The sequence below is a fragment of the Streptococcus pseudopneumoniae genome, from assembly GCF_001070815.1.
GTDB classification, from domain to species: domain Bacteria; phylum Bacillota; class Bacilli; order Lactobacillales; family Streptococcaceae; genus Streptococcus; species Streptococcus pseudopneumoniae_P.
The window spans coordinates 20491-36012 of the sequence record NZ_JVLX01000038.1 but is presented as its reverse complement, the minus strand read 5'-3'; the positions used below and the strand labels follow the sequence as shown (position 1 = coordinate 36012).

11 protein-coding genes are annotated in these 15522 nt (G+C 40.4%); 2 read left to right on the top strand and 9 right to left on the bottom strand.

The annotated features are described in order from the left end of the window. Positions 1-17 precede the first annotated feature (17 nt). The 6 genes from ADG81_RS04615 to ADG81_RS04590 form a co-directional block, all read right to left on the bottom strand. On the bottom strand, positions 18-722 hold the full coding sequence (locus tag ADG81_RS04615) for a tyrosine-protein kinase (protein WP_023946628.1): 705 nt from the start codon (positions 720-722) through the stop codon (positions 18-20). 10 nt (positions 723-732) lie between these two features. Beyond that, a complete protein-coding gene (locus ADG81_RS04610) occupies positions 733-1425 on the bottom strand; it encodes a CspC family polysaccharide chain length determinant protein (protein ID WP_000662188.1) in 693 nt (230 codons plus the stop codon). Positions 1426-1433: 8 nt separating this feature from the next. Further along, on the bottom strand, positions 1434-2165 hold the full coding sequence (gene cps4B, locus ADG81_RS04605; RefSeq protein ID WP_000565389.1) for a capsular polysaccharide biosynthesis protein Cps4B: 732 nt from the start codon (positions 2163-2165) through the stop codon (positions 1434-1436). A 6-nt stretch (positions 2166-2171) separates the two neighbouring features. Then, complete coding sequence (locus ADG81_RS04600; RefSeq protein WP_004258254.1) at positions 2172-3617, bottom strand: LCP family protein; 1446 nt, start codon at positions 3615-3617, stop codon at positions 2172-2174. 191 nt (positions 3618-3808) lie between these two features. Then, a complete protein-coding gene (locus ADG81_RS04595) occupies positions 3809-5767 on the bottom strand; it encodes a peptide ABC transporter substrate-binding protein (protein WP_049546743.1) in 1959 nt (652 codons plus the stop codon). Positions 5768-5962: 195 nt separating this feature from the next. Next, positions 5963-7570, bottom strand: coding sequence for a glycoside hydrolase family 13 protein (locus tag ADG81_RS04590; RefSeq protein WP_049551045.1), 1608 nt, complete (start codon positions 7568-7570; stop codon positions 5963-5965). Between the two features lie 152 nt (positions 7571-7722). Between ADG81_RS04590 and ADG81_RS04585 the strand changes: the two genes are divergently transcribed. Together ADG81_RS04585 and ADG81_RS04580 are read left to right on the top strand one after the other, a co-directional pair. Then, positions 7723-9207 (top strand): DUF1846 domain-containing protein, encoded by a 1485-nt coding sequence (locus ADG81_RS04585; protein ID WP_049551044.1) that lies wholly within the window; start codon positions 7723-7725, stop codon positions 9205-9207. A gap of 94 nt (positions 9208-9301) precedes the next feature. Next, on the top strand, positions 9302-9784 hold the full coding sequence (locus tag ADG81_RS04580) for an S-ribosylhomocysteine lyase (protein WP_000032557.1): 483 nt from the start codon (positions 9302-9304) through the stop codon (positions 9782-9784). A 60-nt stretch (positions 9785-9844) separates the two neighbouring features. Here ADG81_RS04580 and ADG81_RS04575 read toward each other — a convergent pair whose 3' ends face one another. From ADG81_RS04575 to pbp2X, 3 genes are all read right to left on the bottom strand, one after another. Next, the gene (locus tag ADG81_RS04575) at positions 9845-11950 is read right to left on the bottom strand and encodes an ATP-dependent Clp protease ATP-binding subunit (protein ID WP_049551043.1); all 2106 of its coding nucleotides are present in this window, start codon (positions 11948-11950) and stop codon (positions 9845-9847) included. A 334-nt stretch (positions 11951-12284) separates the two neighbouring features. Then, positions 12285-13265 carry a phospho-N-acetylmuramoyl-pentapeptide-transferase gene (gene mraY / locus ADG81_RS04570; protein ID WP_020903426.1) on the bottom strand — a complete coding sequence of 327 codons (981 nt, stop codon included), beginning with the start codon at positions 13263-13265 and terminating at the stop codon, positions 12285-12287. 1 nt (position 13266) lies between these two features. Continuing rightward, entirely contained in the window at positions 13267-15519 is a 2253-nt protein-coding gene (gene pbp2X / locus ADG81_RS04565) for a penicillin-binding protein PBP2X (RefSeq protein ID WP_049551042.1), read from the bottom strand. Between the last annotated feature and the right edge of the window lie 3 nt (positions 15520-15522).

Genomic DNA, 15522 nt, shown 5'->3' with positions numbered 1-15522 from the left:
CTCCTAGGTAACTCTACCTACTTCTTTTTCCCATAATTTCCATAGGAACCATAGGCTCCATAACCACCATAAGCTCCATATTTTTCAACTTCGGTGTTGAATTTATTTAGAACCACACCTAAAAAAGGAGTTCCTGTTTGTTCTAACTGTTCCTTTGCCTTTAAGATATCACGTCGTTTTGTCTCTCCAGCTGCCGTAACCAAGATAGAAGCGTCACATTTTTGTGTAATGATAGCGGCGTCAATAACCATCCCAATCGGTGCAGTATCCACAATGACATAGTCAAAATACTTACGCAAGGTATCAATCATGGTATGGAAATTTTCACTCTGCAGGAGGGCCGTTGGGTTAGGTGATATCGGTCCTGCCTGAATAACAAATAGGTTATCAATATTGGTATCACAGAGACCATTTGAAAGATCAGTAGTTCCAGCTAAGAAGTCAGTTAACCCAGTAATTTTTTCCCTTGACTTGAAGACACCAGACATAACTGAATTACGGATATCCGCATCAACTAGCAATGTTTTATAGCCTGCACGCGCGAAAGCCCAGGCGATATTAGTTGACGTTGTCGATTTTCCTTCACCAGGTTTGACAGATGAAATAGCAAGAACTTTTAAATTATCACCACTCAATTGAATATTGGTACGCAAAGCATTATAGTGTTCTTCAGCTTTTTTAGCAAAATCTAAACGCTTTTTTGAGATTTCTAATGTTGGCATGTTTTCTCCCTTACTTTAACTTATCCAAATCTGGAACAATTCCTAAAAGTGCAACCTGCATGACTTCTTCGACATCTTCTGGTCGTTTGACACGATCGTCCAATAATTCAAGCAATACGACTGCAACAACCATCACTGCTCCACCTACTAGGAAAGCAAGCGCAGTATTTCGACGAATATTAGGTGAGGATGGTGTTATTGCTGGTCTAGCTTCCTCTAATGTTGTTACATCAGATACACGAGTTACCTTAATGATTTTTTCAGCTGCCACTTCACGAAGAGCATTTGCGATACGACTTGCTTCTTCTGGTTGATCATCCTTAACAACGATCGATACGATACGAGTATCTACCGGTACTGTCACCTGAATTTTCTTAGTTAGTTCTTTAACTGTTTTCTCTAATTTAAGATTTGAAATGACTTTTTCCAGTACATCTTGCGAAAGGATAATTTCCTTATAGTCTTTTACAAGATAGGTACCTGCCTGCAAATCCTGATTCGTCAACCCTGTATTTTCAGATTGATTGCGACTAACAACATAGATTCGTGTTGTACTAGCATATTCCGGTTTCAACACAAAACTACTCAAGCCAAATGCAAGTAACGCTGTCACAACCGCAGTTAGTATGATAGCGAGTTTCTTCTTCCAAAGGATTTTAAATAATTGAACAACATCAATTCCGATTTCTTTATTTTCTTTCATGTCAACTCCTAAATAATTTGATCTGCCAAGATAAAGCGAGGATTTTCGATAAATAATTCTCTCGCCTTTCTTTCACCGTATTGTTTTGAGACGATCTCATAAGCTTCTTTCATGTAAGGCGGTCTTTGGTCTAAATTGTGCATATCGCTCGCCACAAAATGTACCAAATCACGCTCTAGGAAATAGCGAGCTCGTTTCTTCATAAATTTATATTTATCCCCAAATAACTTTGGTTTTAAAATACTTGAGCTATTGATTTGAGTGTAGCAGCCCATGTCAATCAACTCTTTTACCCGTTTTTCGTTATTTTCTAATTCATGGTAACGTTCAATGTGGGCAACTACAGGCGTTATCCCAAGCATGAGAACATTGCTCAAGGCAGTATGGATTTCCCTGTAAGGGGTAGCCATACTAAACTCAATGAGAGCATAGCGTGTCCCATTGAGACTTGGAATCACCTGTTTTTCTAACTTCTCAAGCACATCATGGGTATAATAAATTTCTGCTCCATAGAGAATGGTCAAATCTGGAGCCACTTCCTTGGCTAACTCCTTCACTTCTTGGAAGTTTGTCTCTATCGTCTCCTCAGGAGTTTCAAACATTCCTTTTCGTCTATGCGATGTCGATACAATAGTCCTTACACCTTGTCTATAGGCTTCTGTCAAAAGCGCCTTGCTTTCTTGCTTAGTTTTCGGACCATCATCCACACCAAATACGATATGCGAATGAATATCAATCATTTTGTCTTATTTCCCTTCCATCACATCATTGATTGCAGCCTTGACTGACTCTAAACTGCTGTCACTAATTTCCATCATGTAGAGGCTACTCTCAGGCATGGCATAGGATGGTAAATCCATACGCCCTGTTCCTTTAAGATCTTGCGAATTGATCTTATACGTTCCACCACTCTCAAGTTGGGCATTAACCAGGTTCATCATGGTTTCAAGTGGCATATTGGTTTGAATCGAATCTTGCAGCCCTTTTATAATACTGTCATAATTTTTCAAAGCTTCCGTAGAGGTTAATTTTTGCAGAATTGCAACAATGACCTTTTGCTGGTTACGGCCACGATCCCGATCACCATCTGCCAAAGAATAGCGCTCACGCACAAAGCCAAGAGCTTGCTCCGAATCAAGATGAACATTCCCTACAGGAAAATGAAACTTACCATGCAATGATGTAAAATCCTGATCATTATGAACATCAACCCCACCAAGGAGATCTATCAACTTCAAGAAAGAAGTGAAATTCAAACGAGCATAATAGTTCAAGTCAATACCGTAGAGATTTTCCAGGGTATGAATTGAAGCATCTACCCCATAAATCCCCGCATGGGTCAACTTATCTTTTTGGTTGTTGCCACCATCTGCAATTGGAACATAGGAATCACGAGGTGTCGTTGTCAAGAGAATCTTTTTCGTTTCACGATTCACTGTCATAATGATATTGACATCCGAACGAGAAACTGAGCTAATTGGACCGTAAGTATCAATTCCGCTGATATAAACGTTGAAACTGTCACCTTTGACATCTTTTGGAGTTTCAACCGTCTTGGTTAATTCTTTGGTATAGATTTTCTTAATTTTCGAAGCATAGTCAGGATATTCCGATTCGATAATGTTTTCAAAGACACTGTTTAGAATGATTGCCTTTGTATCACCGGCTAGCAAGCTCTTATAGGCCGCAAGATAGGAGCTACTTTCTTCGACAGTCAATTCCTTATTTTGACTAGCCTTCAGATCATTCATCAACTGTTGGATATTATCCTTATCCGTCCCAGTAGGCCCCATTACACTGGTTACCTGACTGATATTATCAATTGGACTATCTGCTAACACCGCAACACTCATCGAATAATTCGAGTAATTCGATGTCGCATTCAGGCGACTGGTAAATCCAATGAACTGCCCTACAGCAAAGAGAGAAGTACCATTGATTAACACACCAAGTAGTAATAAAATCAACGTTAGATTTTGAACTTTCTTTGACCGAATTAAAAAGAAGCACAAGATAGCTAAGGCTACAATTAAGACAGTGACCACTATATTGAGATATCGGAAGGCTAGCATATTGTACTTGAAAATCAAAAACAACAAAAAGACTGCTAGTAATGCATAGATAGCTAGCAACCCCCAACTAATCAATATTTTTGTTTTACCCTGACGAGCTCGCTTCGAAGATCTACTCACGATATACCTCTATTATCAATTTTTATTTCATTTTATTATATCATAAAAAAATACTCTTGTGGAGCAAATCCGCTTAGGTAAGGCGTTTTCATCTTCTTTCCGAAAGATTCTTTTTGACTTGCAAACAATTACATCAATAAATTTACTATATAGATATCAAAACGAGGTCCCTTACGGAACCTCGCTCGTCATTATTTAACATGATTTTCTGCTTCTTTTTGAGCTTTTTCGATTGCTTTTTTGCTTTCTTGCTCCCATTTGGTCTTCGCTTCTTCATACTGTTTAGTTGTCACAGTATCTTTTTGCAGTTTCATATACTTGTAGTTATTGCCATCACCCTTGATGCCGACCAATGAATACCCTCTTGTAAATGGTGTTACTCTGGTCACAGAAGCTGTTCCACCACTTGACATAGCTGACATGATCAGAGAATTGTCAATCATCCAAGCCTGTGCTTCAGCATATTTTTCATAGCGTTTGGCTACATCTTTATTTTCACTATCTGCATCTTTGAGCATCTTGGTGTAAGTATCGAGACCCAGACTAGCAATTTTCGATTTATCTTCCTGAGCATCTAGACCAAAGATCTTGAGGTAGAATCCATCCTCTGCATTGAAAGGATTGAGATAAGTTGACGGATCTTGGTAATCACCTACCCAACCATCAAAGTTCAAATCGTAGTCTCGATCAGCTGGAGTCGGCGCCAAGAAGGCTACGTTATTAAAATCATCCGTTGATAGTTGCTGAACATCAATAACAATATTATCAGCACCTAAAACTGACTCAAGGGTCTGCTTAACAGAGTTCATGCCTGTCACAGCATTTTTACTTGTCTGATCAACGGCTACATCCAAGTGAATAGGGAAAGTCACACCTTGACTTGCCAATTCTTTTTTAGCTTCCGCAAATTTTGCTTGGGCTTTTTCTTTGTTAAAGTAGGCATCCTGAGCATCTGCCAAGTTAATACCTGACCATTCTGTGCCATAGTTGACCAATTTAGAAGCGACTACTTCTCCAAAGGTCTTGTCTCCCACTTGGACAAATGTAGGAGGTACTAGGGTGTTACGAAGGGTCTTACTAGCTGCTTCTTCCCCATTTGACTGGGCAGAATAAGCTGCACGATCCAAGGCAAAGTTCACCGCTTGACGGAAGTTCTTGTTCAAGACAGCTGTCTCAGTTGATTTTTTCTGCTCATCTGTCGTTTTAGACGTATGGTTGTAAGCCTTACGGTTAACGTTGAAATTGAAGTACCAAGAAGTCTTGTCCTGCAAGCTATAAACGATATTATCCTTATATTTTTCCTTGGTCTTAGCAAAGTTAGAACTATTTGGATAAACCCCAGCGATTGAATAGGCTCCACTTTCAAAGTTACGGATAGTCAATTCTTGGTCTGAACCATCAAAATAAGCCAATTTCACGTGTTCAATTGATACTTTGTCATGATCATAGTAATGCGGATTTTTCACATACTCGATCGATGATTTTGATGTGAAATCTTTTAACAAATAAGGTCCACTGTAAAGAATGCTATCTGGAGATAGAGTACCAAAATCTTTCCCTTTTGAGTTTAAAAACTCTTCATTTACCGGGAAAAGAATACTGTTGGTTGTTTTTGAGTTCCAGTAAGGTTCTGGGCGTGACAAAGTATACTCAACAGTCTGGTCGTCGATTGCCTTCACCCCAACCTTAGAAAAGTCAGAATCCGCTCCTGTAATATAATCATTCAAGCCCTTGATCGAATTTTGAATCAAGTCAATGGCCTGTGATTTATTGTCCACTGCGTACTTTATCCCTGTCACAAAATCCTGTGCCTTAACTGGGGCGTACTCTTCACCGTCAGCCGTGAACCATTTAGCATCTTTTCTTAATTTGTAGGTATAAGTCAGACCGTCGCTTGAAACAGACCAGTCCTCTGCCAAAGATGGAACTAGGTTTCCGTGGTTGTCATTTTCAAGCAAACCATCAACTAGGTTAGTAATGATAGCTGTATTATCAGCATAGTAGTCTAACAAGTAGTTAAATGTAGTTGGATTTCCACTAAAGGTTGATGAGTAAGTTTTTGTATCTGAACCTGATTGTCCGCAAGCAGCTAAAAGCAAAGCAGCCGCAAAGGTCAGGCCTGCGCTAAGAACACGCTTTTTTGTATTCATCTTCTTTCTCCTTTATGTTAGTTTTTATAACATAAGTTTATTTTACCAAAATAGTGGGAATTTGTAAAGTTAATTGAATTTTGAGAATGAAAGTTTATAAACTTTAGTCATAAAAAAACAAAGGATTTCTGTCTTTCATACAGTCCTCCCTTGTTTTTATACGATTTCAATTTTAAATTTTTCTGTAAAAAATGTTTATAGTAATTCCACACAGAAAGCATCCCATGGAGCTAAGCTTTGTTTTTCAAAAACTTCCTGAGCCACGGTGTTTTCAATCAAAACCGATTTGACGTTTCCTTCTACGGTCAAGTCTTGCTCTTCATTGGACAAGTTAGCCAAAACTAGGAAGCGACGGTCACCGTCCTTACGGATATAGGCAAAGACCTTATCAACCGTATCAAGCAATTCAAAATCAGCTTGAATCAGCCAGCTATTTTCCTTACGGATTTGAACCAGTTTCTGATAGGTATAGAAAATAGAATCTGGATTTGCCAGTGCTTCTTGAACGTTGATTGCTTGATAGTTTGGGGTGACTGCCAACCAAGGTTGACCTGTTGAGAAACCAGCGTTTTTGCTCTCGTCCCATTGCATAGGGGTACGGGCATTGTCACGTCCAATGACACGGATACTTTCCATGATTTCGTCCATCGGCACACCTTTTTCAAGAGCTTCACGCGCATAGTTGAGGGATTCAATATCTTCTACTTGGTCCAGTGTTTCAAACGGATAGTTGGTCATCCCAATCTCCTCACCTTGGTAGATATAAGGAGTTCCTCTCATGAGATGAAGCAAGATGGCAAAGGCTTTGGCAGATTTTTCGCGGTATTCTTGGTCATTTCCCCAGATTGAGACGATACGAGGAAGGTCATGATTGTTCCAGAAGAGCGAATTCCAACCGTCCTCAACTCCTAACTCTGTCTGCCATTTGTTGAAAATCTCTTTTAACTTAGCAATATTCAGTTCTTTTTGATAGTGCCATTTAGGCTGACCTTCCTGATACTGAAGACCGATATGTTCAAAATGGAAGACCATAGACAATTCTTGCCCCTTTGGATCCGAGTAGAGCTTGGCAATCTCTGGCGTTGCTCCCCATGTTTCCCCTACTGTTAAGAGATTCTTATCTCCAAAGGTCGCCTGATTCATCTCCTTGAGATAAGGGTGGAGCATAGGGCCATTATTGACTACTTTCTCGTCAGGAATTTTCCCAATCATGTCAATGACATCCATGCGGAAACCACCAATGCCTTTATCAATCCAGAAGTTCATCATCTCATAAATTTTCTGACGAAGTTTTTCATTTTCCCAGTTAAGATCGGGCTGTTTCTTGCTGAAAAAGTGGAGATAGTATTGACCTGACTTTTCATCGTATTCCCAAGCAGATCCGCTAAAAATAGAATCTAGGTCATTGGGTTCATCCCGCCAGATATAGTAGTTTCGTTCAGGGCTGTCGGGATTTTCACAGGCCTCAACAAACCAAGCATGTTCATCTGAGGTATGATTGACCACCAAGTCCATAATGATACGAATATCACGCTTCTTAGCTTCTGCGATCAGTTGGTCCATATCTTCCATAGTCCCGAAAATAGCTGCAATCGCTTGATAATCAGCAATATCATAGCCATTATCATCCATAGGACTGTCATAAACTGGAGAAAGCCAAATCGCTGTAATTCCTAACTTAGCTAGATAGTCTAACTTACTGGTAATTCCTGGCAGATCGCCAATTCCATCTCCGTTGCTATCCATAAAGCTCTTAGGATAAACTTGATAGACTACGGCATTGTGCCACCATTTTTCTTGCATCTTCTTACCTCATTATTTTAATAATCTATAGTATATGATAGCGCTTTTTAAAATTTTATGCAAGCGTTTGCCTAATCTTTTTGATTCCTTTTTTAACTCCATAGTTTCCTAACTTCCAATTTTTTATTATAATAGAGGTCAGAGGTAAAAAAATGAAAAAACAAGCTTTTAGTTCTGAACAATATTTGAATCTACAGCGCGACCACATTTTGGAGCGTATTAACCAATTTGACGGCAAACTCTACTTGGAGTTTGGTGGCAAAATGTTAGAAGATTTCCACGCCGCTCGTGTCCTTCCTGGTTATGAGCCTGACAACAAAATCAAGCTCTTACAAGAATTGAAAGAGCAGGTTGAGGTTGTGATTGCTATTAATGCTAGCAATATCGAGCATTCCAAAGCACGTGGTGACTTGGGTATTTCTTATGACCAAGAAGTTCTTCGTTTGATTGACAAATTCAATGAATTAGGAATTTTTGTCGGCTCAGTGGTCATTACACAGTACGCTGGCCAACCCGCTGCAGATGCCTTCCGCAACCAACTCGAGAAAAACGGAATTGATTCTTATCTTCACTATCCAATCAAAGGATATCCGACAGATATGGATCACATCATTTCTCCAGAAGGAATGGGAAAAAATGACTACATCAAAACCAGTCGTAACTTGATCGTCGTAACCGCTCCTGGACCTGGTTCTGGAAAATTGGCAACTTGTATGTCCAATATGTACCACGACCAAATCAATGGTATCAAGTCTGGCTACGCTAAATTTGAAACCTTCCCAGTTTGGAATCTTCCCCTTCATCATCCAGTCAACTTGGCCTACGAGGCTGCCACCGCTGACCTTGATGATGTCAACATGATTGACCCCTTCCATCTCCAAACCTACGGAAAAACCACTGTCAACTATAACCGTGATATCGAGATTTTCCCAGTGCTCAAGCGCATGTTAGAACGTATCCTAGGAGAGTCTCCATACGCTTCTCCGACAGATATGGGGGTCAACATGGTTGGTTTTGCCATTACAGATAATGAGGCTGCTATCGAAGCTTCTAAACAAGAAATCATCCGCCGCTACTATCAAACGGTCCTTGATTTTAAAGCCGAAAAAATTGGCGAAGCTGCTGTCAAGAAAATTGAGTTACTTATGAATGACCTCGGTATCACACCAGCAGACCGTAAGGTTGCTGTTGCTGCACGCCAAAAAGCTGAAGAAACTGGCGGACCAGCCCTATCCCTTGAATTGCCAAATGGGGAAATCGTCACAGGTAAGAACTCAGAGCTCTTTGGCCCTACAGCCGCTGCTCTTATCAACGCCATCAAGAAATCAGCTGACATCGCTAAAGAAGTAAAACTGATTGAGCCTGAAGTTGTCAAACCGATTCAAGGTCTTAAAATCGATCATCTGGGTAGCCGCAATCCACGCCTTCATTCAAATGAAATCCTGATTGCACTTGCTATCACAGCTACAGAAAATCCTGATGCTGCTCGTGCTATGGAAGAACTTGGCAACCTCAAAGGAAGCGAAGCCCACTCAACCATCATCTTAACCGATGAAGACAAGAATGTCCTTCGTAAACTAGGGATCAACGTAACCTTTGATCCTTACTACCAATACGACCGCTTGTATCGTAAATAAAGTTTTGAACCTCTCCACCCTCGGAGAGGTTTTCTCTCTGTCTCAAGAGCTGGCTTTATGTTATAATGAAAGAAGAAAACTGAAAGGATCTACCATGTCAAAAGAAGTTATTGTTGAAAGTTTTGAACTTGACCACACTATTGTTAAAGCACCTTATGTCCGCTTGATTGGGGAAGAAACAGGGCCAAAGGGAGACGTTATCTCCAACTTTGATATTCGCTTGGTGCAACCAAACGAAGACTCTATCCCTACCGCTGGCCTTCACACTATCGAACACCTCTTGGCTAAACTCATCCGTACCCGCATTGACGGCATGATTGACTGCTCACCATTTGGTTGTCGCACAGGCTTCCACATGATTATGTGGGGGCGTCATACCAGCGCTGAAATTGCGGCTGTTATCAAGGATTCGCTCAAGGAAATCGCTGAAACTACTACTTGGGAAGATGTTCCTGGAACAACCATCGAATCTTGCGGAAACTACAAGGATCACAGCCTCTTTTCTGCTAAAGAATGGGCTAAACTCATCTTGGAACAAGGGATTTCAGACGATGCCTTTGAGCGCCATGTCATCTAAACACAAAAAAGGAACCAGCTTTTTAGCTGGCTCCTTCTTTTTTATGCTCAAAATTTTGTCTTAGGCTTTTTCACGAATGACCAAAACACCATCTTCCATGTCAGCTTCTAGGTGTTTAGCATCAAGGTTATCCAAGTGGAAGTCTGTGACTTTGTCACGGATTTGTTGTTCAACCACACGACGGAGTGGACGAACACCCATGACTTCATCGTAGCCTTCCTCAGTCATGTATTCTTTAGCAGCTTCGCTCACTGCCAAGTCAATGTCTTTCTTAGAAAGCGTCTTGTTAACTTCAACCAACATAAGGTCTACAATCTTAGAAAGATCTCCTTTGCTCAAGTGTGAGAATTCGATGACAGCATTGAAACGGTTAAGGAATTCTGGACGGAAGTAAGGTTTCAAACGATCCATCAATTCTGGTTTATCCGCATCTTCTGTCAAGTTAGCTTCGTAACCAAAGCCTGCGTTTGAAGTTGCGATAATCACCGTATTCTTGAAGTTGACAGTGTTACCTTGACCATCAGTCAAACGACCATCATCCAAGACTTGGAGGAGAAGGGTGATGACTTGAGGGTCAGCCTTTTCAATTTCGTCGAGAAGGACGATTGAGTATGGATTGCGACGGACGCGTTCTGTCAAGGTATTGTTGTTGTCATCGTAACCAACATAACCTGCAGTTGTACCAATCAATTTAGATACGGCTGTGCGGTCGCTGTATTCTGACATGTCCAAACGGATGATAGCATCTTTCGTTCCGAACATATCAAGAGCCAATTGTTTAGCCAACTCAGTCTTACCGACACCAGTAGGACCTACAAAGAGGAAGCTACCGATTGGACGGTTACCTTCATCAAAACCAGCACGGTTACGACGGATAGCTTTTGCTACTGCTTCAACGGCCTTATCTTGACCAATAACTTTCGTCTGCAAACGATGACTCATATCTTTCAAACGTTCGATGTCCGTAGCCCCCATTTGAGATACTGGAATACCGGTCATTCGTTCTACAGATTCAGCCACATCGTTGACACTTGCAGTCACTTTCATATCTTCTGTATGGTTTTCGATTTTCTTTTCCAATTCTGCGATGCGTGTTTTATAGTTTAGAGCTGCTTCAAAATCTTCTGCCTCAACAGCTTTTTCTTGCTTGTCTTTTTCTACCTCAATTTCACGTTCAACAGCATGAACATCTGTTACTGGATGCTGAGCTGCCAAGTGAGCCGCCGTAACATCGACAAGGTCGATAGCCTTATCTGGCAAGCTACGTTGAGGAATATACTGAACAGAGTAATCAACGGCAGCTTTTAAGACTTCATCTGGCAAAATAACATTGTGGTGTTGTTGATAAAGATCTCGAATACCTTGAAGAATCTTGAAGGTATCTTCAGCAGATGGAGCATTAACCTTCACTTCGTTGAAACGACGAGCAAGGGCTGCATTTTTCAAGATAGTATTACGGTATTCATCTTGAGTAGTTGCGCCAATCACTGTCAATTCTCCACGTGAAAGAGCTGGTTTCAAGATATCAGCAAGACCTTTAGACCCTTGACCATCACCTGTGCTACCAGCACCAAGAATTTGGTGAATTTCGTCGAAGAAGAGGATAATATTTCCAGCTTCTTTGACTTCGTTTACCAAGTTTTGAATGTTTTCTTCAAAGCTACCACGGTATTGAGTACCAGCTTCAAGTCCAGAAATATCAATGGAAATAATTTCCTTATTCTTAATAGCAGCTGGAACATCACCATTCACAATAGCTTGTGCTAGGCCTTCGACAACGGCTGTCTTACCAACACCTGCATCTCCGACAAGCACAGGATTGTTCTTGGTACGGCGTGAGAGGATTTCAGATGTTTCTTGAATTTCCTTGTTTCGTCCGATAACAGGATCCAGCTTGCCCTCACGCGCTTCTGCAGTCAAGTTTCGACCTAGTTTTGCAAGGACACCGTCTTGTTTCATACCTGAAGACTGTTGTTTCATTTGTCCATCAGCTTCTGCATTTCCTGGCAATTGACCAGTTGCACGATAGTGAGCAAATTCCTCAGGTGTGACTTCACGTCCATTAATCAAGTAACGGCGATTTTCAGAACTATATCCTCGCATACCACCCATCAATTGGTTAAATAAATCATCCATGTTGTTAAAATTATTAAAGTTGTTATTCATATTCTTTACCTCTTTTTGTTATTTATTATTACTTATATTGACTATCTTTGACCTTTGTTTCAAAAAATTTAGACTAGCTAAATCGCTACTCTACGTACTATTTCTGGTTTTTCTTTTTCAAGCAGGAGTAGACTATCTTTACTTCTGAAGATTTCTAGATTAAACATAGACCCCACCTCTTTCTATTTTACTTTAAACAAGTGTTCTAGTAAGGTTTTCATTTACCTTACGTTCATAATATACTACATTAGTCAAAAAAGGTCAAGGAATTTGACTTTGATTGACCAATATTTTTTAAAAAGCAAAAACACCCTGAAACATCAGGGTGCCATTCTTACATCAAATACAAAATTGCTAAGGTCAGGAGACTTGCTAGAAGCCCTACTCCCCAAAAGAAGAAATCAACCTTCCACTCGCTCCAAGGATTTCCTTTACCAGACAATCCTCCAAGCTCAAAATGGTGATGCACAGGCGTCATACGGAAAATACGTTTACCACCAGTCATTTTGAAATAGCCGACTTGCATCATGACCGAAGTTGTTTCAAAGACATAAACAATTCCGATAATCAATAGAGTCCATTCTTGGTGGAGAGCCATAGAGATAGCTGCCAGCATTCCACCGAGAGCCAAACTTCCCACATCTCCCATAAAGACCTTGGCAGGCTTATGGTTAAAGACAAAGAAAGCAAGCAAACCACCGATCATGGCAAGAATCACTAGAAGGATATCCATCTGACCTTGCACATAGGCAATAACTCCATAGGCAGACAAACTAATCACAACTGAAATACTAGCCAGGCCGTCAATACCGTCTGTCAAGTTTACTGCGTTTGAAAAACCGACTAGCCAGAAAAGAGCGAAGACAATATAGAAAATTCCTAGATGCACTTGGTAACCAAAGACAGAAAGCATATCTCCACCGCGCTCATAGAAAAGGTAGAAAATGACACCACCTAGAAGCTGAAGAGCCAATTTCTGCTTGGGATTAAGACCCTCATTGATTTTACGAAAGACCTTGAGAAAGTCATCTAAAAATCCGATTAAGCCATAAAGAACCAAGATAAATAAAATCATACCGACATTATTGCTGAGTTGATTACTAAATAGGGCGAAAAAGAAAGCAACTAAAACAGAAGCAATTAAGAAAACCAAACCTCCCATTGTAGGAGTCCCAGCTTTTGCCTGGTGCTGTTTGACATCCTCATGCATCTGCTGGCCTGTAATTTGCGCCTTTCTATAAAATTGGATAAAGGCCGGAATTCCTACTAAAGTTAGTAAAAATGTCACAATTCCAGCACTGATAGAAATAAACATATTAGTCTCCTAAAGTTAATTTAATTTTTTTAATGTTTTTGATAGCTGTATTAGTCCGAACATCTTGCTTCTGAACAACAGAACCTGAACCTTCAAATTCCAGCTCAATATCCAACCATTTAGCAAAGGTCTCAGCAGTCTCTTTTTTCCAGCCATACATATCTGGAACTTCTTCTACCTTATCCGATAAAAGGAGAACTTGTTGGTTTGGTGCAAGATTGTTTCCTTCTTCTACAGAAGTCTCTTTAATCTTTGTTCCAGTACCGACAACGATTGGTTGCACAATATTTCGGCGTAAGGCTTCCGCCAAATCACCAGGTGAAATATCCTTGATACTAGGCATTGCATAAGAAGATTCTGTCGTCACTTTATCTAAATTCTTAGCTGGAGATTGAAGATTGAGAGATTCTTTCATAGCTGAAGCCCGCTCCAAGATTGGGTTGGCAAATTCTCCCAACTGGATACCTGAATAATGTTCAGGTTGTTGAACCGTTACATACAAGATAAAATCAGGATTTTCAGCAGGGTTCATAACCACAACCGAGAAAATGTAGTTGGTAGAACCAACTAAGTAGCCTCCATTTTTCTCGTCAGCGATTTGGGCTGTACCAGACTTGAGAGCTACATTTTGCCCAGGAACAGTTACAGTTGGTTTCCCTGTCTTATGATTATACATAGTTCCATATACTGGATCGGTACCGACTAAAACCATATGCGTTCGCGTCAAGCTCGCTGCATCTTTAGACACAGGATTTCCCACAACTTCTTTTTGTGATTTCCGAGCAGTTTGATCATTTGGATCATACAAGGCCGTAATAAATTTAGGCTCCAGCATAACTCCATCATTAGCAATAGCTGTAAAGGCACGAAGCATTTGTGTTTGTGTCACTGAAATTCCTTGCCCAAATGAGCTTTGAGCAATACTAACAATATTATCAGCTGGAAGTTGACCAGCGTATTCATCTGTCAAGCCAAAGCGAGTTGGGACCCCAAATTTAAAGCGGTTTAGATAATCCAACCAAGTAGCATCTCCCATTTTTTGTTCAAGTAGACTCATTGCAACATTACTGGAGTGAGCGAAACCTTGTGAGAAAGTCATCATCCCACCAGTCGTCAAACCATCATTAACATCCCAATCTCGAGTCGTCGCATCCGCTATTTTAAATTCACTGCTATTGAAGTATTCTCCACTTGGGAAGGTATTATTATCAATAGAAGAAGCTAACGTCATAACCTTCATGGCTGATCCTGGTTCATAGTTACTTTGATAAAGAATATCACGCCAAACAAAGTCCTCAGTGATTCCTTCTTTAGTATCTGCATTAAAGGTAGGTCGTTGGGTGGTAGCGAGGATTTCACCGGTCTTTGCACTGACCAAGGTCGCGGTCATATACTTACCTTTTACTTTTTCTAGAAAGGCATCCATCTGAGTTTCCATGAAAGATTGTAGCGGACTAGACAATGTTGTATAAACATCCTTGCCATCCACAGTTTGTTGCGATACCAGTTCTGTACCTGGTACGATATTTCCTACACGGTCTTTTTCATAGGTAATAATACCGTCTGTCCCAGCAAGAATGGTATTTAAAGAACTCTCCAAACCAGAAGTCCCTAACAAACTCTTACTACCATCCTCATTTTCATGAAGTTGGGCTAAGCCAATAAAGCTAGAAGCAAATTGTCCATTTGGATAGCTTCTGTTAGGGCTAGTTGTAAAGTCAATCCCTTCCACACTAGCATCTTTCAAATCTTTTTTAATAGCCATCATATTGGCATAGGTAATCCCATTTCCTTTTGCACCAAAGGAAACTTGGGTCAGATTTGGTTGAGCTAATTGCTCTTTCACATAAGCTTCATCCATGTCTAAATACTTATGGAAGACTTCAGCTACCTTATTAAACTGCGAATCCTCTACATAAAGAATTTTTCCAGTTGCTGACTTGTATTTTTTATCAATAACAGCATAGACGTTATAGGAAGTCGCATCTTCAGCAATAGGCACTCCATTTCGGTCATAGATAGTCCCACGTTTGGCAGGAACTGTTCGGGTTGTTTGGTGAACCTTTTTAGCCTCTTTTACCAAGTCAGTACCAAATATATTACCTTTTGCGATAATATAAGCAAAATTGGCCAAAAAGAGGCCGAAAAGGGCAACAGCTAAAAAGCTGAGGTACTTGCCAACTATCCTACGGTTTTCTGCTGGAGATTTACGATTTTTTACCGCAAATCGGGTTATTTTTTCTGTCCATTTCATATC

What these genes read in the sequence shown, in the direction of transcription:
- ADG81_RS04615 (WP_023946628.1), bottom strand. Translation starts at nt 722, where the DNA reads ATGCCAACATTAGAAATCTCAAAAAAGCGTTTAGATTTTGCTAAAAAA.
- ADG81_RS04610 (WP_000662188.1), bottom strand. Translation starts at nt 1,425, where the DNA reads ATGAAAGAAAATAAAGAAATCGGAATTGATGTTGTTCAATTATTTAAA.
- cps4B (WP_000565389.1), bottom strand. Translation starts at nt 2,165, where the DNA reads ATGATTGATATTCATTCGCATATCGTATTTGGTGTGGATGATGGTCCG.
- ADG81_RS04595 (WP_049546743.1), bottom strand. Translation starts at nt 5,767, where the DNA reads ATGAATACAAAAAAGCGTGTTCTTAGCGCAGGCCTGACCTTTGCGGCT.
- ADG81_RS04590 (WP_049551045.1), bottom strand. Translation starts at nt 7,570, where the DNA reads ATGCAAGAAAAATGGTGGCACAATGCCGTAGTCTATCAAGTTTATCCT.
- ADG81_RS04585 (WP_049551044.1), top strand. Translation starts at nt 7,723, where the DNA reads ATGAAAAAACAAGCTTTTAGTTCTGAACAATATTTGAATCTACAGCGC.
- ADG81_RS04580 (WP_000032557.1), top strand. Translation starts at nt 9,302, where the DNA reads ATGTCAAAAGAAGTTATTGTTGAAAGTTTTGAACTTGACCACACTATT.
- ADG81_RS04575 (WP_049551043.1), bottom strand. Translation starts at nt 11,950, where the DNA reads ATGAATAACAACTTTAATAATTTTAACAACATGGATGATTTATTTAAC.
- mraY (WP_020903426.1), bottom strand. Translation starts at nt 13,265, where the DNA reads ATGTTTATTTCTATCAGTGCTGGAATTGTGACATTTTTACTAACTTTA.
- pbp2X (WP_049551042.1), bottom strand. Translation starts at nt 15,519, where the DNA reads ATGAAATGGACAGAAAAAATAACCCGATTTGCGGTAAAAAATCGTAAA.